The 18,487-nt window shown below is 61.2% G+C and carries 15 protein-coding genes; 10 read left to right on the top strand and 5 right to left on the bottom strand.

Going from position 1 to position 18,487, the window contains the following annotated elements:
- Positions 1-4: 4 nt before the first annotated feature.
- The 9 genes from tcyN to CKW07_RS08555 all read left to right on the top strand — a co-directional run bounded on the left by tcyN (position 5) and on the right by CKW07_RS08555 (position 9,491).
- On the top strand, positions 5-751 hold the full coding sequence (tcyN, locus tag CKW07_RS08595; RefSeq protein WP_095144513.1) for an L-cystine ABC transporter ATP-binding protein TcyN: 747 nt from the start codon (positions 5-7) through the stop codon (positions 749-751).
- 508 nt (positions 752-1,259) lie between these two features.
- Positions 1,260-2,063 carry a hypothetical protein gene (locus CKW07_RS08590; RefSeq protein ID WP_095144512.1) on the top strand — a complete coding sequence of 268 codons (804 nt, stop codon included), beginning with the start codon at positions 1,260-1,262 and terminating at the stop codon, positions 2,061-2,063.
- A 258-nt stretch (positions 2,064-2,321) separates the two neighbouring features.
- Positions 2,322-3,563, top strand: coding sequence for an SfnB family sulfur acquisition oxidoreductase (locus CKW07_RS08585; RefSeq protein WP_095144511.1), 1,242 nt, complete (start codon positions 2,322-2,324; stop codon positions 3,561-3,563).
- A 24-nt stretch (positions 3,564-3,587) separates the two neighbouring features.
- Positions 3,588-4,781: an SfnB family sulfur acquisition oxidoreductase gene (locus CKW07_RS08580; RefSeq protein ID WP_095144510.1), complete on the top strand. Its 1,194-nt coding sequence runs from the start codon at positions 3,588-3,590 to the stop codon at positions 4,779-4,781.
- A complete protein-coding gene (locus CKW07_RS08575) occupies positions 4,781-6,148 on the top strand; it encodes an LLM class flavin-dependent oxidoreductase (protein ID WP_095144509.1) in 1,368 nt (455 codons plus the stop codon). Before CKW07_RS08580 ends, CKW07_RS08575 begins: the two co-directional genes overlap by 1 nt.
- Before the next feature lie 52 nt (positions 6,149-6,200).
- Positions 6,201-7,013 carry a MetQ/NlpA family ABC transporter substrate-binding protein gene (locus CKW07_RS08570; protein WP_371850644.1) on the top strand — a complete coding sequence of 271 codons (813 nt, stop codon included), beginning with the start codon at positions 6,201-6,203 and terminating at the stop codon, positions 7,011-7,013.
- 2 nt (positions 7,014-7,015) lie between these two features.
- Positions 7,016-8,137 carry a methionine ABC transporter ATP-binding protein gene (locus CKW07_RS08565; protein ID WP_095144507.1) on the top strand — a complete coding sequence of 374 codons (1,122 nt, stop codon included), beginning with the start codon at positions 7,016-7,018 and terminating at the stop codon, positions 8,135-8,137.
- Positions 8,127-8,771, top strand: a complete 645-nt coding sequence (locus tag CKW07_RS08560) for a methionine ABC transporter permease (protein WP_095144506.1) — start codon at positions 8,127-8,129, stop codon at positions 8,769-8,771. Before CKW07_RS08565 ends, CKW07_RS08560 begins: the two co-directional genes overlap by 11 nt.
- A gap of 93 nt (positions 8,772-8,864) precedes the next feature.
- Positions 8,865-9,491, top strand: coding sequence for a bifunctional 2-polyprenyl-6-hydroxyphenol methylase/3-demethylubiquinol 3-O-methyltransferase UbiG (locus tag CKW07_RS08555; RefSeq protein ID WP_095144505.1), 627 nt, complete (start codon positions 8,865-8,867; stop codon positions 9,489-9,491).
- Positions 9,492-9,583: 92 nt separating this feature from the next.
- Here the strand turns inward: CKW07_RS08555 and CKW07_RS08550 are convergent, their stop codons facing one another.
- The 3 genes from CKW07_RS08550 to CKW07_RS08540 are packed head-to-tail and all read right to left on the bottom strand — an operon-like array spanning position 9,584 to position 14,810.
- Positions 9,584-12,637, bottom strand: a complete 3,054-nt coding sequence (locus CKW07_RS08550) for an efflux RND transporter permease subunit (protein ID WP_095144504.1) — start codon at positions 12,635-12,637, stop codon at positions 9,584-9,586.
- Entirely contained in the window at positions 12,634-13,704 is a 1,071-nt protein-coding gene (locus CKW07_RS08545) for an efflux RND transporter periplasmic adaptor subunit (RefSeq protein ID WP_095144503.1), read from the bottom strand. Before CKW07_RS08545 ends, CKW07_RS08550 begins: the two co-directional genes overlap by 4 nt.
- Positions 13,701-14,810 (bottom strand): efflux RND transporter periplasmic adaptor subunit, encoded by a 1,110-nt coding sequence (locus tag CKW07_RS08540; protein WP_095144502.1) that lies wholly within the window; start codon positions 14,808-14,810, stop codon positions 13,701-13,703. The genes CKW07_RS08545 and CKW07_RS08540 overlap by 4 nt, the downstream gene beginning before the upstream one ends.
- A 157-nt stretch (positions 14,811-14,967) precedes the next feature.
- On the opposite strand from CKW07_RS08540, the gene CKW07_RS08535 reads away from it, so the two are divergent.
- A complete protein-coding gene (locus tag CKW07_RS08535) occupies positions 14,968-16,137 on the top strand; it encodes an AAA family ATPase (RefSeq protein WP_095144501.1) in 1,170 nt (389 codons plus the stop codon).
- A 417-nt stretch (positions 16,138-16,554) separates the two neighbouring features.
- Here CKW07_RS08535 and CKW07_RS08530 read toward each other — a convergent pair whose 3' ends face one another.
- Positions 16,555-17,337, bottom strand: a complete 783-nt coding sequence (locus CKW07_RS08530) for a MetQ/NlpA family ABC transporter substrate-binding protein (RefSeq protein WP_095144500.1) — start codon at positions 17,335-17,337, stop codon at positions 16,555-16,557.
- A 179-nt stretch (positions 17,338-17,516) separates the two neighbouring features.
- Complete coding sequence (locus tag CKW07_RS08525; protein WP_095144499.1) at positions 17,517-18,452, bottom strand: sigma 54-interacting transcriptional regulator; 936 nt, start codon at positions 18,450-18,452, stop codon at positions 17,517-17,519.
- Positions 18,453-18,487: the final 35 nt, after the last annotated feature.

The following is an 18,487-nucleotide window of genomic DNA, read 5'->3' as shown; positions in this document are numbered from 1 at the left end:
CCCAATGATTGTCGTGGAAAAACTGACAAAGCAGTTCAAGGGTCAAGTGGTGCTCAATGGCATCGATCTAGAGGTCAAGGAAGGCGAGGTGGTCGCCATCATCGGCCCCAGCGGCTCGGGCAAGACCACCTTCCTGCGTTGCTTGAACTTTCTAGAAGAACCCAGCAGCGGCCGGATCAAGGTCGGCGACATCGAGATCGATGGCAGCCGCCCATTGAACCAGCAGCAAGGCCTGGTGCGACAGTTGCGCCAGCACGTAGGTTTCGTGTTTCAGAACTTCAACCTGTTCCCCCACCGCACCGCGCTGGAAAACGTCACCGAAGGCCCTTTGGTGGTGAAGAAAGTCCCCAGGGAACAGGCACTGGCATTGGGCCGCAAGCTGCTGGCCAAGGTGGGCCTGGCGGGCAAGGAAGACGCCTACCCGCGTCGTCTCTCCGGTGGACAACAGCAGCGTGTCGCCATTGCCCGAGCGCTGGCCATGGAGCCGGAAGTGATTCTCTTCGACGAGCCCACTTCAGCCCTCGACCCTGAATTGGTCGGCGAAGTACTGGCGACCATTCGTGGCTTGGCGGAAGAAAAACGCACCATGGTCATCGTCACCCACGAGATGGGCTTTGCCCGCGATGTGGCGAACCGGGTGGTGTTTTTCGACAAGGGTGTGATCGTTGAACAGGGCGAAGCAAAAGCACTGTTTGCCAATCCAAAAGAAGAACGTACACGGCAATTTCTCAGCAAGTTCCTGAACGCCTGAAGTTACATTCAACACACCTGACGACATTAAAAGCTGTCATCTTCCACGGACGGAAGTGACACCCCTCGAAATAACAAACCAACCGACTACTACTCTCCCCTCTCTTTCAACACCCTTTCATTCAACCGCTCGAACGCGGCAAATCGAAACTCCCTGCTGCGCCCTCCTGTCACGTACGCGGCTACATATCCTGCCCATACCCACCCCGTAAAGTGCCAGATATTATGGCTCCAGATCAGTCATCCCCCAAGAAAAAGGTCGACCCGTTGTCCATTGCCGATCTGAATAACGTAGGAGCTTTCTGAATAGCAAAACATAGCAACGTTATTAACTTCTGACTATTGACACGTCATCAAGCGCGCTTTTATCTAGACGCCGACAAACTCTTCACAACACTTTAAACACTCACAACACTATCAATAACAGTTAACTGCTTGAATCACTGTCAACTTATTGCGGCCCATCATTGCGAAATGGACTTCGCTGCACTATTTCAAGGAGAACACTCATGAACTGCATGTCGAACACAGTTGAACTGACAGCTCCCCGCTTGGCGCAATCGCCGGGGTCAGCCATCAATATCACCTCTGCCGCTCACCTGCTGATCGAGATATCACCTTATGCCAGCATGGAAGAGGGCGACCTGATCGAGTTGTACTGGGACGACTGCTATGTGGCGTCCAAGGTGCTCGGTGCCACCGATATCGGCCAACCACTGCACTTGCGCGTGCCGGAAAGCTTCATCCGCACCGGCAACTCGCGAATCCACTATCAGGTCATGCAGGTTGGACGAAGCCCGGCGTTGTCGGCAGCGAAACGGGTTCAGGTCAAACTCGATTGCCCGGGAGGCCAGCCTCACGCCTTGTGCGTCGACGAAAACCAGAATCTGGAGCCCTTGGGCATTCCAGAGATGATCCGCCGTCACGGGGTGAATCCAAGCCAGATCAAGCGTGGCGTTCCACTGACCATCGAGCCCTATCTGAACATGGCCGCCGATGATGCGATCACTCTGCGCTGGGGCGATGTGCGCATGGACCTGCCCACGGTCAAACCGAGCGAGGTCGGCAAGCAGGTCAATGTCTGGGTGCCACCGGCCATGATTCTCGAGGCGGGTGACGACAACCGCCTGGAAGTCACCTATTGCATCCTTGACCGGGTGGGGAACAACTCACGCTGGGCGCCAGCTCGCACCTTGAAGATCGGCGGCATCCTACCCTGCTACACCACGCTGCCCAAGCAAGCGCCGTGCACTGCGGCCCCCTGCGCAGAAGGCGCTGGCCCACGTTCGGACAGAAACCACCCGCACTCCTGAACACCCACGCTTCCAGCCTGACAGGGCAAGCCCCTCGCCACCGAGGTGCAACGTTGACCGTCTATGCATATTCCAAAATGTTAGTTTATTTATTTTTTATACACGATTAGGGTATATGAACCGGACCACCGGACATTCTTGAATTCGATTTCGCCGCACGAGCGGCTTATCCATCAGATGTGAGGTAGGTATGGTCCGGAACACAATCACCCCAGTGCAGATCGCCAGGGCATTGCGTACAGCCAAGGAGTGGCAGTGATGTCCAGTCTGGCCGAAGCAAGCGTTCAGAGCGATCTGGACATCGCCCCGCCGTTGTTGCCTGCGCACGTACTGCGCAACGACGCACAAGCCCTTGAAGCTGCCCGTGAACTGGCGAATGTTGCCCGCCTGCATGCGGCGCAACGCGATCAGCAACGCACATTGCCATGGGCACAGATCGAGCAGTTCACCCGCAGCGGCCTGGGCAGTATTGCCATTGGCAAAGCGTTCGGTGGACCCGAGGTTTCATACGTCACCCTCGCTGAAGTCTTCGCGATCATTTCCGCGGCGGACCCGGCGTTGGGACAAATCCCGCAGAACCAGTTCGGCATTCTGAACCTGCTCCAGCACGTTGCCCGCGAACCGCAGAAACAGCAGTTGTTCCAAAGCGTGCTCGAGGGTGCGCGCATCGGCAACGCAGGTCCCGAACGCGGCAGCAAGAACACCCTGGAACTCAAGGCCCGCATCACCGCCGAGGGTGATGGTTTCGTGCTCAATGGCCAGAAGTTCTACTCCACCGGCGCGCTGTTCGCCCACTGGATTGCGGTCAAGGCACTGAATGACGATGGCAAGCAAGTCATCGCATTCGTGCGTCGTGGCGCCCCTGGGCTGCGCATCGTTGATGACTGGTCGGGGTTTGGCCAGCGCACCACGGCCAGCGGCACTGTGCTGCTGCACAACGTACGTGTCGAAGCCAGCCTGGTGGTGGACAACTGGCGAATCAATGACAGCCCGAACATTCAGGGCGCCGTGTCACAACTGATCCAGGCCGCCATCGATGTCGGCATTGCCCGTGAGGCCATCGATGACGCCATCCGCTTCGTTCGCGAACAATCCCGGCCATGGGTCGATGCCAAGGTCGACCGGGCCAGCGACGACCTCTACGTGATTGCCGACATCGGCAAACTGAAAATCGAACTGCACGCCGCCCAAGCACTGTTGCGCAAGGCCGGTCGGGTGCTCGATCAGGTCAGCGCTGCACCGGTCACCGCCCAGTCTGCTGCCCACGCCTCGATTGCGGTGGCCGAAGCCAAGGCGCTGACCACCGAGATCTCGTTGCTGGCCAGCGAAAAACTCTTCGAACTGGCCGGCAGCCGCGCCACCCTCGCCGAGTTCAACCTCGACCGCCACTGGCGCAACGCCCGCGTGCATACCCTGCACGACCCGGTGCGCTGGAAGTATCACGCGGTGGGCAGCTATCACCTCAACGGCACGTTGCCGGCCCGGCATTCCTGGATCTGACCGACCCGACCTCTGGAGAAACACATGACTCTTTCCCACTCCGTCGCGGTCATCACCAGCGATGAGCATGCCCTTATTGTCGCCAGCGACCTGGCCGATGACTTCAAACGCGACAGCGCCCTGCGCGACCGTGAACGCCGCTTGCCGCACCCGGAACTGGACGTTTTTTCACGTTCTGGCCTGTGGGGCATCAGTGTGCCCAGGGAGCATGGCGGCGCAGGGGTTTCCAGCGTCACCCTGGCCAAGGTCATTGCCCTGATCGCCCAGGCTGACGGCTCCCTGGGGCAAATCCCGCAGAACCATTTTTATGCCCTCGAAGTGCTGCGTATCAATGGCAGCCAGGCGCAGAAAAGACGTCTGTACGCCGAAGCGCTGGCCGGCCAGCGCTTCGGCAATGCCCTGGCCGAACTGGGAACCCGAACCGCTCACGACCGGACAACCCGCCTGACACCCGACGGCGACGGTTATCGCATTAGCGGGCGCAAGTTTTACGCGACCGGCGCGATCTACGCGCAGCGGATCCCCACATCGGTGGTCGATGAAAACGGCGTCCAGCAACTGGCCTTCGTCCCGCGTGACAGCCTCGGGCTGACGGTGATCGACGACTGGAGCGGCTTTGGCCAGCGCACCACCGGCAGCGGCTCGGTGGTGTTCGAAGAGGTCTACGTGTCAGCCGACGACGTGGTGCCGCTCCAGAGTGCCTTCGAACGCCCGACCACCGTTGGCCCACTGGCACAGATACTCCACGCCGCCATCGACACCGGCATCGCTCGCGCCGCCTATGAAGACGCGCTGCATTTCGTGCGGACCAAAACCCGGCCGTGGATCGACGCAGGCAGCGACAAGGCCACCGAAGACCCACTGACGATCAAGCGCTTCGGCCAACTGAGCATCCGCCTGCACGCCACGGAAGCCTTGCTCGAACGCGCCGGCGAATACCTCGATGCGGCGCAGGCCCGGAGCAACGCGCAAACCGTCGCGGCGGCCTCGATTGCCGTAGCCGAAGCCCGCGCCATCAGCACCGAAATTTCGCTGGCGGCCGGCAGCACGCTGTTCGAACTGGCCGGCAGTCAGGCAACACTCGCCGAGCACGGCCTGGACCGGCACTGGCGCAACGCACGTGTGCATACCCTGCACGATCCGGTGCGCTGGAAGTACCACGCGGTGGGCAACTACTACCTCAACGACGAAAACCCGCCGCTGCGGGGGAGCATCTGATGAGCCGCCCTGCAGAAGCGAAGAAAAAGATCCTGCTCAATGCCTTCAACATGAACTGCATCGGGCACATCAACCATGGCTTGTGGACTCATCCACGGGACAACTCGACCCAGTACAAGACCGTCGAGTACTGGACCGAACTGGCACAGTTGCTTGAACGCGGGCTGTTCGACGGTTTGTTCATCGCCGACATCGTTGGGGTGTATGACGTTTATCAAGACTCGGTCGACGTCCCCCTGAAAGAGTCGATCCAACTGCCGGTCAACGACCCGTTGCTGCTGGTCTCGGCCATGGCGGCGGTGACGAAAAACCTCGGTTTCGGCCTGACCGCCAACCTCACCTACGAGCCGCCGTACCTGTTCGCCCGGCGCCTGTCGACACTCGACCACCTGAGCCGTGGCCGGGTGGGCTGGAACATCGTCACCGGCTACCTGGACAGCGCCGCCAAGGCCATGGGCCTGAATGAACAAGTGGAGCATGACCGGCGCTACGACCAGGCCGACGAATACCTGCAAGTGCTCTACAAGCTCTGGGAAGGCAGCTGGGAGAACGACGCGGTGATCAACGACCGGGCGCAGCGCATCTACACCCGGCCGGACAAAGTGCACAAGGTCGAGCACCACGGCGAGTTCTATCAGGTCGAGGGCTATCACCTGTGCGAACCCTCACCGCAGCGCACCCCGGTGCTGTTCCAGGCCGGCAGTTCGGAGCGCGGCTTGCAGTTCGCCGGCCAGCACGCCGAATGCGTGTTCATCAGTGGCCAGGACAAGGCCTCGACCCGGGCCCAGGTGGACAAGGTGCGCACCAGCGCCATCGAGGCGGGGCGCAACCCGGGCGACATCAAGGTGTTCATGGGCTTGAACGTGATCGTCGGGGCCACCGAGGCGCTGGCCTGGGCCAAGCATGCCGAGTACCTGAGCTACGCCAGTGCCGAGGCGGGCGTGGCGCATTTTTCCGCCTCCACCGGAATCGATTTTTCCGGGTACGAACTCGATGAGCCGATCCAGTACGTGAAAAGCAACGCCATCCAGTCCGCGACCCGGCACCTGCAAAACAACGATTGGACCCGGCGCAGATTACTTGAGCAACACGCCCTGGGCGGACGCTACATCACGGTGGTGGGCTCGCCCGGTCAAGTGGCCGACGAACTGGAATCGTGGATCGCCGAAACCGGCCTGGACGGCTTCAACCTGACCCGCATCGTCACCCCGGAAAGCTATGTCGACTTCATCGACCTGGTGATTCCCGAGCTGCAGCAACGCGGCTCGTACAAGACCGAGTACGAGGCGGGCACGCTGCGCGAAAAGCTGTTTCACGCCGACGCGCATTTGCCCGGACAACATACCGGCTCGACTTACCGTAACTGATCGTTCCAGCGCACCGCATGGGAACGAGCGACTTTAAACTGACTGGAAGCTCATGATGAAAAACACTCTGTTTACCCGCCCAGTCAAAGCACTGGCCCTGGCCCTCGGCCTGTTCAGCCCGGTGGTTTTCGCCACCGACGCGCCCCTGAAAATCGGCACCACCGCCGCCTTCGCCATTCCCCTTGAAGCCGCTGTCGAAGAAGCCGGCAAACAAGGTCTGAAGGTCGAACTGGTGGAGTTCAGCGACTGGATCGCCCCGAACGTCAGCCTGGCCTCAGGGGACATCGACGTGAACTACTTCCAGCACATCCCGTTCCTGGAAAACGCCAAGGCCACCGCCCACCTTGACCTGGTGCCGTTCGCGCCGGGGATCATCAACAACGTCGGCCTGTACTCGAAAAAATACAAAAGCTTCGACGAACTGCCAGTGGGCGCCAGCGTGGCCATCGCCAACGATCCGATCAACAGCGGACGCGGCCTGCAGTTGCTGGCCAAGGCCGGGCTGATCAGCCTCAAGCCGGGGGTCGGCTACAAAGCCACCGAAGACGACATCGTCGCCAACCCGAAGCAGATCAAGATTCTTCAGGTCGAAGCCGTGCAACTGGTGCGCGCCTATGATGACGCCGACCTGGTGCAGGGCTACCCCGCCTACATCCGCTTGGCCAAGACCTTCGACGCCGGTTCTGCCCTGCTGTTCGACGGACTCGACCACAAGGAATACGTGATCCAGTTCGTGATCCAGCCGAAAAGCAAGACCGACCCGCGCCTGATCAAGTTCGTCGATATCTACCAGCATTCACCCGTAGTGCGCGCCGCCCTGGACAAGGCCCACGGCAAGCTCTACCAAGCCGGCTGGGAAAGCTGAGCATGAGCGCCGCCATCCAACGGCGACTGGAGATTCCAGAGCCCCATGACGCCGAACAGACCGAACTGCATCCGCAACTCACCCACGCTCACGTGCGCTTCATCGGCCTGGGTAAGACCTACGAGGGCCAACAGGGGCCGGTGGCGGCACTGCAGGGCATCGACCTGGCGATCCAGCGCGGCGAAGTGTTCGGCATCATCGGCCGCAGCGGCGCCGGCAAATCGTCGCTGATCCGCACCATCAACCGCCTTGAGCAGCCGAGCAGCGGCCGGGTGCTGATCGATCACGTGGACATCGGCGAGTTCGATGAGGACCGCCTGGTGGCATTGCGGCGGCGCATCGGCATGATCTTCCAGCACTTCAACCTGATGTCGGCCAAGACCGTCTGGCAGAACGTCGAGCTGCCGCTGAAGGTCGCCGGAGTGCCGAAAGCCGAACGCGAAACCAAGGTGCGTGAGCTGCTGGAACTGGTGGGCCTGCACACCAAGCACAATGCCTACCCGGCACAGCTCTCGGGAGGGCAAAAGCAGCGCGTCGGCATCGCCCGGGCGCTGGTGCACGATCCGCAGATTCTGCTGTGCGACGAGGCGACCTCAGCACTGGACCCGGAAACCACCCAGTCGATCCTCGGCCTTTTGCGCGAGATCAATCAGCGCCTGGGACTGACCATCATCCTGATCACTCACGAGATGGCGGTGATCCGCGATATCTGTGATCGGGTGGTGGTGCTCGAACACGGGCGAATCGTCGAGCAAGGCCCGGTCTGGGAAGTGTTTGGCAACCCACGACACGAGGTCAGCAAAACCTTGCTGGCGCCGTTGCAACACGGACTGCCAGAAGAGCTGCAAAGCCGCCTGCAGTCCCAGCCACATTCAGCGCAAGCCGCCGTGGTGCTGCGTTTGCAGTTCACTGGCAGCGGCGCGGAAGAACCTGACCTGGCAGCGCTGTTCGGCGCCCTGGGTGGGCAGGTGCGCTTACTGCAAGGGGGTGTCGAACGGATCCAGGGGCATGCCCTCGGGCAATGGCTGCTGGCGGTAACAGGCTCGTCCCTGGGTGCCGAAGAACTGCGTCAACGGGCCACTCAATGGGCACAACAGGTGGAGGTGCTGGGTTATGTGGTTTGATCGATTGTTGCAGGGCGTTATCGACACCTTCCTGATGGTTGGCGTGTCGTCGCTGATCGCACTGTTGGCGGGTATTCCGCTGGCGGTGATCCTGGTCACCAGTTCCAAGGGCGGGATCTACGAAGCGCCGGCATTGAACCGTGCGCTGGGAGCCTTTGTGAACCTGTTCAGGTCGATTCCGTTCCTGATCCTGATGGTCGCGCTGATTCCCTTCACCCGCCTGATCGTCGGCACCACCTATGGCGTCTGGGCCGCCGTGGTGCCGCTGACCATCGCCGCCACGCCATTCTTTGCGCGCATAGCGGAAGTCAGTTTGCGCGAGGTCGACCACGGTTTGATCGAAGCGGCACAGGCCATGGGCTGCCGGCGCTGGCACATCATTTGGCATGTGCTGCTGCCCGAAGCACTGCCGGGGATTGTCGGCGGGTTCACCATCACCCTGGTGACCATGATCAACTCCTCGGCCATGGCCGGTGCCATTGGTGCCGGTGGGTTGGGAGATATCGCGTACCGCTACGGCTATCAGCGTTTCGACAGCCAGATCATGCTCACGGTGATTGCACTACTGGTGATATTGGTGGCGGCGATTCAGGTTGGAGGGGATCGACTGGCACGGGTCGTCAACAAACGTTGAATCGTTTTCCGCCGAAGAGACGCGGAGCCCGGGAACGATCAGACGCAAAAAAAGCTTATAGTCGGCCCATCTCCTTTGCCTGCGCAGCCGATCATGAAGCACACCCCCGACGACCTCCAGCAGATCACGACCACCACCCTGGGCCACTACCAGGAGGTGGCCGAGGACTTTCGCGAAGGCACTCGCGATCACGATGTCAGCCAGAACATCGACGCGCTGCTACGGCATATCCAGGGTACGGCACCGTTCACCTTGCTCGATTTTGGCTGTGGGCCGGGCCGTGACCTGAAAACCTTCACCGCCATGGGTCACGTTGCCATTGGCCTCGACGGCTGTGAACGTTTTGCCCAGATGGCGCGCGATGACAGCGGCTGTGAGGTCTGGCAGCAAGACTTTCTCAACCTCGACCTGCCGGCCGAACACTTCGACGGCATTTTCGCCAATGCCGTGCTGTTTCACATTCCTGTTCAAGAACTGCCCCGAGTGCTCAAGCAGCTGCACGGCACCTTGAAACCGGGTGGGGTTTTGTTCAGTTCGAACCCGCGCGGGGATAACCGTGAAGGCTGGAGCGGGCAGCGTTTCGGGGCCTATCACGACCTGGCGGCGTGGCAGGTACTGCTGACAGCGGCAGGGTTTGTGGAGCTGGAACATTACTACCGGCCAGCGGGGCTGCCGAGGGAGCAGCAGCCCTGGTTGGCGAGTGTCTGGCGCAAGGGATAACAGATTGAAGTCGGTAACGCCCTGCGGTGGTGACGCAGGGACGCGGGGCGTCCCGGGAGGCATTCCCCCACGCAGGCGCGTGGGAACGATCATCAAACGGCTTGTTTCTGCGGTTCCTTGATCTTGTACCAGGCCACATACAGCGCCGGCAGGAACAACAGCGTCAGCAAGGTGGCGACAATAATCCCGCCAATCATCGCGTAGGCCATCGGCCCCCAGAACACCTCACGGGCAATCGGGATCATGCCCATGCTCGCGGCGGCGGCGGTGAGCAGGATCGGCCGGCGACGGTGTTCGGTGGCTTGCACCACGGCATCCCAGGGGGAGCAGCCGCTGCGCTCGAGTTCGTCAATCTGGGTCACCAGGATCACCGAGTTGCGGATGATGATACCGATCAGCGCGAGAATCCCCAGGATCGCCACAAAGCCCATGGGCGTGCCCGTGGGAATCAGCGCCAGGACTACGCCGATCAGACCCAGCGGCGCGACACTGGCGACCAGGAACAGCTTCTGCACGCTGTGCAGCTGGATCATCAGGAAGGTCGCCATCAGGAACAGCATCAGCGGCACCACTTTGGCGATCGGCCCCTGAGCCTTGCCGCTCTCCTCCACCGTGCCCCCCGTGGCGACCTTGTAGCCCACTGGCAACGTGGCGGCGAATTTATCGATGTCCGGCTTCAACAACCGCACCAGGTCAGTGGGCTGGATCTCATCGCGAACCGCCGCCTTGATGGTGATCGTCGGCTTGCGGTCACGACGCCAGACCAGTGGCTGCTCCAGCTCATAGCGCACGGTGGCGAAGGCCAGCAACGGAATCGAGGTGCCACCCGGTGTCACGATCTGCAGATTCTGCAGGGTTTCCGGCGTCCCTCGTTCGCTGTCCACCGCGCGGCCGATCACGTTGATCAGGTAGATGTCATCGTCAACCTGGGTCACCGTCGAGCCGCTGACGATGCCATTCATCAAGCTGGCCACGTCCTCGGATGACAACCCGAGTTGCCGCGCCTTGTCCTGGGCAATATCGATGCGCAAGACCTTGCCCGGTTCGTTCCAGTCAAAAATGATCTCGCCGATGTGCGGGTTCTTGTCCAGTTCGCTGGCCAGATCGATGGCGTGCTTGCGCACCTGATCGATGTCCTTGCCGCTGACCCGGTACTGGATCGGCCGACCGACCGGCGGGCCCATTTCCAGCGCTTGTACATAGCTGCCGATACCGACGAAATCCTTGCGCAGCCGCTCGCGCAACCGCTGGCTGAGCTCCGTGCGCGCCTGGAAGTCCTTGCTGACGATCACCAGCTGCGCATAGAAGGGGTTCTGCAATTGCTGGTCGAGTGGCAGGTAGAAACGAATCGCGCCCTGGCCGATGTACGTGCTCCAGCGCACGATATCCGGGTCGCCCTTGAGGGTCGCTTCCAGGCGGTCAACGGCCTTGCGGGTTTCATCCAGCGAGGCGTTTTGCGGCAGGTTCAGGTCGACGAGAATTTCCGGACGATCGGACGAGGGGAAGAACTGGTTCTGCACAAAGCGCATGGAAAACACCGCCAGCACAAAGCACAGCACGGTGATACCGATGGCCCACCAACGATTGCGCATGCACCAGAGCAAACCACCGTTGAAGGCCCGGCCGATACGCCCTGGCTCGGCAGAGTGCGGTTTGACCTTGGTACTGAGGATGTGCACGCCGATCACCGGGGCAAACAGCACCGCGACAATCCACGACACGATCATGGCCACCGCGATCACGGCAAACAAGGTGAAGGTGTATTCGCCGGCAGAGCTACCGTTCAGCCCGATCGGCACAAAACCGGCGACGGTCACCAGGGTCCCGGTGAGCATCGGGAACGCGGTCGAGGTATAGGCGAAGGTCGCCGCCTGTTCCTTGGTTTCCCCCATTTCCAGGCGCGTGACCATCATCTCGACGGTGATCATCGCGTCATCTACCAGCAGACCCAGGGCGATGATCAACGCACCGAGGGAGATCCGCTGCATGGTGATGCCACTGTATTCCATGAACACAAAGACCATCGCCAGCACCAGCGGAATCGAACACGCCACCACCAGCCCGGCGCGCACGCCAAGGCTGATGAAGCTGACCACCAGCACGATGATGACCGCTTCGAACAGCGCGCTGGTGAAGCCGCCAACGGCCTCCTCCACCACTTCGGCCTGGTCCGACACCTTGTGCACGCCAACCCCCACCGGCAAGTCAGCGGTGAGCTGGTCCATGCGCGCGTGCAGGGCCTTGCCGAACTCCTGAATGTTGCCGCCCGCCTTCATGGCAATCGCCAGGCCAATGGCCGGCTGGCCATTGAAGCGGAACATCGGCGCGGCCGGGTCGACATAGCCACGGGTAATGTCCGCGATGTCGGCCAGGCGGTAGAAACGGTCGTTGAGCCGCAGATTGACCGCCGCCAGGTCTTTCTCCGAAGCAAACTGCCCGGAGGTGCGCACGGAAATCCGCTCGGGACCGGCCTCGATCACCCCGGCCGGGGTCACGGCGTTCTGAGCTTGCAGGCTCTGCACCACCTCGCGCTGGTCAAGCCCCAGGGCCGCCAGCTTGCGCGTGGAGAAGTTCAGGTACAGCACTTCGTCCTGCTGGCCGACCATTTCGATCTTGCCCAGTCCCGGTACGTCGCGGATCTCGGCGCGCGCCTGCTCGACGTAGTCGCGCAACTGGCGCATCGACAGGCCATCGGCGGTAAAGGCGAACACCGAGCCGAACACATCACCGAATTCGTCGTTGAACGACGGCCCCTGTATGCCTTGCGGGAAGGTGCCGCGAATATCGTTGATCTTCTTGCGCACCTGGTACCAGATTTCCGGAATGTCCTTGGCCTTAGTGGTGTCGTGCAAGTAGACATACACCGTGGACTCGCCGGGCCGGGTGTAGCTTTTCACGTAATCGAGCGAGTCGAGCTCTTCGAGCTTTTTCTCGATCCGGTCGGTGACCTGCTTGAGGGTTTCTTCCTGGGTCGCACCGGGCCAGCGGGTCTGGATCACCATGGTCTTGATGGTGAACGAAGGGTCTTCCTCGCGCCCCAGGTTGAGGTACGAAAACACGCCCATGAGCAAGGCAACGAACATCAGGTACCAGACGAAGGACTGATGCTTGAGGGCCCATTCGGATAAGTTGAAACTCCCTTTCATCGCGGGCTGTCCTCGTCGATTTTAACTTTCTGCCCCGGCTTGAGGCTGTTCACACCGGCGCTGACCACGCGCTCGCCACTCTTGAGACCCCGCCCCAGGATCACACTGTCGGGACCACGGCTGACCACGCTGACCTCGCGCGGAGAAACGGTTTGGGTATGGGGATCGACCACCCAGATACGGGTTTTGCCGTCGACTTCCTGCAAGGTGGTCAGCGGCAGTTCAATGCGCGGTTCGATAGCGGTACGCAGACTCACGCTGATGGCCGTGCCAAGGCGGAACCCAATGGGCGTTTCCGTCAGGGTCAGGCGGGCTCGCCGGGTACGGGTCGCGCTTTGTGCCTGCGGTTCGATCTCGCGGATGATGGCCGTTGTGCGCATGCTCGGATCCAGTTGCGCCGAGACTTCGAACACCACGTCGGTCGGCAACTGTTCGGCGAGGGTCGCCGGCAGGTCAATGACCGCCTCCTTGATATCCGGCCGCGCCAGGGTCACCACTTGCTGTCCGGCGCTCACCACTTGCCCGGCCTCGGCGTTCCAGGCCGTGACGACAGCGGCATGATCCGTGCGCAGTTCGGTATAGGCGAGCTGGTCCCGGGCCTGGTTGACTGCCGCCCGAGCCTGATCCAGTGACGCCTGGGTGGTTTTCAGGTCGGTCTGGGCGATGTCCAGTTGCGCCTGGGCACCGACCCCTTGGTCAAACAACTCCTGCTGACGCCGGGCATTGGCCTGGGCGTTGATCAATTGCGCCTCGATCTTAGCCAGGTCGCCCTGAGTGGAGCGCAGCTGGTTTTGCTGCTCCGTCGGGTCGAGGGTCGCCAGCAACGCGCCCTTCTCGACTTCGCTGCCGACATCCACTGCTCGACTGGCGATGCGCCCCGGCACACGGAAACCGAGGTTGCTTTCGTAGCGAGCCTGGATGGTCCCGGCAAATCGTCCGAGATCCTCCTGATCCAGCGCCTGTACCTTGATGGACAACACCGGACGCACCGGTTCAGGCGGCGCCTCTTTCTCCGAGCAGGCCGACACCAGCAGGCCCGCCGACAACAACAGTACCCAGCGCTTCATGGTTGGGCTCCCGGCGATTGCATCGAGGGTTGGGCAGGCGGGGTGACGATCTCCACCAACACATTGGGGTGCAACAACTGACCGCCGGCGGTGACGACTTTCTCACCGCCGTTCAGGCCCTCGCTGATGATGACTTTGCCGGTCAGGTAACGGCCCACTTTTACCGTTTTGAGCTGTGCCTTGCCTTGCGCATCCACCAGCCACACAGCCGGCTCGCTGAGGTTCTTGGTCAGTGCCGCCCAAGGCAACTCGACCACGGACGTGCCTGGGACCTTGCCCGTGGCACTGACTACAGAGCCCAGCCGCATGCCTTCAGGCAGTTCTGCAAGGGTAACCTTGATCTGTACCGTGCCGCTTTGCGCCGACACGGCCGGGGTAATTTCACGCACGATACCGGTGGTCTTGATGCTCGGGTCATCGAGCAGACTGACCACCACGGTCTTGTCTTCGGGCTCCTCAAGCAGCAGTGACTCATAGACGTTGAACACCGCATCACGCTCGCCGTCCCGGGCCAGGCTGAAAATCGGCACCGTGGCCTGCACCACCTGGCCGACTTCAGCCTGACGCGCAGTGATCACGCCAGGTGCATCGCTAACCAGTGCGGTGTAGCTCAGTTGCTCGCGGGCATTGGCCAACTGCGCCTGCGCGGCCGCCAGGGCGCTTTGGCTGCTGCGCAATGCCGCCTGGGCAGAGTCGTATTCGCTTTGGCTGGTATAGGCTTTTGGCAGGAGTTTTTGCTGGCGGACGAACGCGGCAGCCGCCTGCTTGACCCGCGCCTGTTCGGCGACCACTTGGGCCAGCGCGCTGTCGAGGCTGGTCTGCAGGTCTTTCGGGTCGAGCCGGGCCAGCACTTGCCTGGCGGACACGCGATCACCGACATCCACCATGCGCTGGATGATCTTGCCGTCCACGCGAAACGACAACTCGGTCTGGACCCGCGCCTGAACATCCCCGGTGAGGGTCACCGAGGCTGCGAATTCAGTGGGTTTTACCTCTTGCACGAACACCCTTGGGCGTTCCTTTTCAACGGGCTGCTTGTCGCCGCACGCGGTCAACAGGGCAAAGAGGCTCAGGCCAACGATACACTTCAATCCAGGACCAGCCATGCAAGCTCCTTTGCGTAATACGGGCGGACAGGTAACGATCAGACAGTGAGCACCGACCATGGGTTTCCTGGTGCATGCCCAGCGACTCACGCACCGAGCGCTCACAGAGCTGCCGACAATAAGGCAAACTGGTCTTCAACGCAGCAGGAATTCCCCAATGCTCAACACCCTGGCGGTGGCCAATTACCGCTCGATCAATAAACTGGTAATCCCGCTGGGCCGGCTGAATCTGATTACCGGACCCAATGGCAGCGGCAAATCCAATCTCTATCGCGCACTGCGACTGTTGGCCGAAACCGCCCAGGGCGGTGTGGTCAACGCGCTGGCTCGCGAGGGCGGGCTGGACTCGACCTTCTGGGCCGGGCCGGAAAACATCAGCCGACGCATGCGCAACCATGATGTGCCGATCGAGGCCTCGTTGCGCCAGGGGCCCAAGCGGTTGCGCCTGGGCTTTGCCGGCGACGACTTCAGCTACGCCATCGCACTGGGCCTGCCCATGCCGTTGCCAGAGCGTGTGTCGTACTTCTCGCTGGACCCGGAAATCAAACGCGAATGCATCTGGGCAGGCGCCGTGTATCGTCCGGCGAGCCTGCTGGTAAACCGCGCCGGCCCTATGATTCGGGTCCGTGAGGGGCGCGACTGGGACGTCCTGGCCCAGCACACGCCGACCTTCGACAGCCTGTTTGATCAGGTCGGCAACCTGCGCTCATCACCGGAAGTCTTGCTGCTGCGCGAACACATCCGGGGCTGGCGCTTCTACGATCACTTTCGCAGCGACGCCGATGCCCCGGCGCGCCAGGTACAGCTGGGTACACGCACGCCGGTATTGCATCACGATGGCCGTGATCTGGCGGCTGCGCTACAGACCATCCGGGAAATCGGTGATCCCGAGGCGCTGCAAAACGCGGTCAGCGATGCCTTTCCCGGTGCCCGGCTACACATCGAGCCCGTGCAAGGCGGCCGCTTTGCCATTGAGTTTTATCAGGAAGGCTTGCTACGCCCGCTGTCCGCCGCCGAACTGTCGGACGGCACCTTGCGCTACCTGCTGCTGATCGCCGCGCTGCTGACACCACGGCCTCCGACGCTGATGGTCCTCAACGAACCGGAAACCAGCCTGCACCCGGACCTGCTGCCAGCCTTGGCCCGCCTGATCATCCGCGCTTCGCAAGAGTGCCAGGTGTGGGTGGTATCCCACGCCAGCCGCCTGATCGCCGCGCTGCAGCAAGACCCCGAGTGCAATTGCATCGTGCTGGAGAAACAGTTTGGCCAGACGCAAATCGTTGGGCAGGGGATGCTGGATGAACCGGCGTGGAACTGGCCGGACTGAGACAGCGGGCTGATGCCTGGCCGCGCGGTCAGGCGGCCGTTTGAGTCACTTGAAAAGTTGTCCCGCGGATTGGCGAAGTCTGCAAGTGACAGCTATTTTCCTTTGCGCTGCAGGAGAGGGCTTTCTTTCACATCATCCCTCCAAGGACGAACAGCGCACGACCAGACTCCCCGACCCAACATCCAACAAGGACGATAAACATGGCAGACCTGAACACCTCCCCGCGACTGGACCCGCAGGATATCGTGAAGTGGTTGGTGGCGTTGCGCCAGGCGTTGAAGGCCCCGACGGCCTGACCGAGATCCAGGGCTTGATCATGTGGCGAGTGGGCCTGCCACCGATCTGACGGTCATAAAAAAAACGCCGACGCGGGTGAAAGCCGTCGGCGTTGAAACCTTGAAAGGGTTTACGGCGTTATCAAAACGCTGGCAGTACCGCACCACTGTACTTCTGGGCAATGAACGCTTTGACTTCAGGACTGGTCAGGGCCTTGGCCAGTTTCTGGATCGCGACGCTGTCCTTGTTGTCTGGACGCGCGACCAGGAAGTTCACGTACGGCGAATCGGCACCTTCAATCACCAGCGCATCCTTGGCCGGGTTCAGGCCGGCTTCCAGCGCGTAGTTGGTGTTGATCATGTCCAGGTCGACCTGATCCAGCACGCGCGGCAGCATGGCCGACTCCAGTTCCTTGAACTTGAAGTTGTGCGGGTTCTTGGCAATGTCCTTTGGCGTGGCCAGGGCGTTTTTCGGGTCTTTCAACTCGATCAGGCCGGCTTTCTGCAGCAGGATCAGCGCACGACCGCTGTTGCTGCCTTCGTTCGGGATGGCGATGGTGGCACCGTCTTTGAGCTCAGCCAGGGACTTGACCTTTTTCGAGTAGCCGCCGAACGGTTCGACATGCACACCGATCACCGTCTCCAGGTGAGTGCCTTTGCCTTCGTTGAAGCTCTTGAGGTACGGCAGGGTCTGGAAGTAGTTGGCGTCCAGACGCTTCTGATCGACTTGCACGTTCGGTTGAACGTAATCGGTGAAGATTTTGATCTCCAGATCCACGCCTTGTTTGGCGAGGGTTGGCTTGATCAGTTCGAGAATCTCGGCGTGCGGCACCGGCGTTGCAGCAACCACCAGCTTCTCGCCTGCCTGGGCGATGCCTGCGGTCAGGGCAGCCGCCAATGCGGTGAACAACAGAACCTTTTTCATGCAGTGTCCTTATTTGTCGTTGTCGACAACGGCTAAAAAATGAGGTGCCAGTGAAGGGCTATCAGTGGCGTGAAGCGGACAATACCGAGGTTTTTTATTCCTGAATAATATCTTTTATTCACTTTCATATTCTATTTTGTTCTTTTGACAACGACCCCCACTCTGTCACCCGCCAATGCCTACAGGGCCTGCGCCAGGCTTGCGAGCAGGCGCCCGAGCGCTGCGCGTTCAGCGACCGAGCCGGTGGTGATGAGCTGCGTGGCCTGCTGCTCGATCAACGACAAGGGCGACACCACCTGCGGCAAGTTCAAATGCGCAGGTTGTATCTCCTCGCCGCTACTCACCAGCAACGCAAAGTGAATGACATTTTCCAGCTCACGGGTGTTGCCCGGCCAACGGTGTTGCTCCAGCAGCCGTTGCGCTGCCTCGCTGATAAACGGCACTGGCAGGTCAAGACGCTGGCTGTAGATCCCCAGGAAGTACTCGGCCAACGATTGAATGTCGCCGATCCGCTCGCGCAGCGCCGGCAATTCGAGCTGGCCTTCGCTGAGGTAATGGAACAGTCGCTCATGGAACTTGCCGGCGGCCACCGCCTGTGCCAAGTCAATGCTGGTGGCCGCCACCAGACGCACATCCACGGGACTCGGCTGCTGCGCACCGACACGGGTGACTTCATGGTTCTCCAGGGCTGCCAGTAATCTGGCCTGAATCGGCAACGGCAAATCGCCAATCTCGTCCAGGTACAGGGTCCCGCCATTGGCCGAGCCAAACCAGCCGGCGCGACTGCTGGCCGAGCCGCTGAAACTGCCACCGGCATAACCGAACAACTCAGCATCGGCGTAAGTCGGGCTGATGGCACCACAGTTGACCGACACAAACAAACCGCCGCGGTCACTGGCGCGATGAATGTGCCGCGCCAGCAATTCTTTGCCGGTACCGGTCTCGCCACGGATCAATACGCAAATCGAGCGCGGCGCCAGTTCCTCAAGGTCCTGGCGTAGCTGGCGCGAGCGTGGATCGACGAACACCAGCGCCTTGGCGCGGATGCTCAACGGGCTTTTTTCGGCATCGGGAAAGGTCAGCAAGGACTGACCGAAAGACTCATGCACACTCATGACGGACTCCCGCCCAAACCGTCGGCGGACGGGGA

This window comes from Pseudomonas sp. Irchel s3b6 (genome assembly GCF_900187415.1).
Classification (GTDB): domain Bacteria; phylum Pseudomonadota; class Gammaproteobacteria; order Pseudomonadales; family Pseudomonadaceae; genus Aquipseudomonas.
The sequence above is the reverse complement of the archived record's forward strand: the minus strand, read 5'-3'. Positions and strand labels throughout refer to the sequence as shown.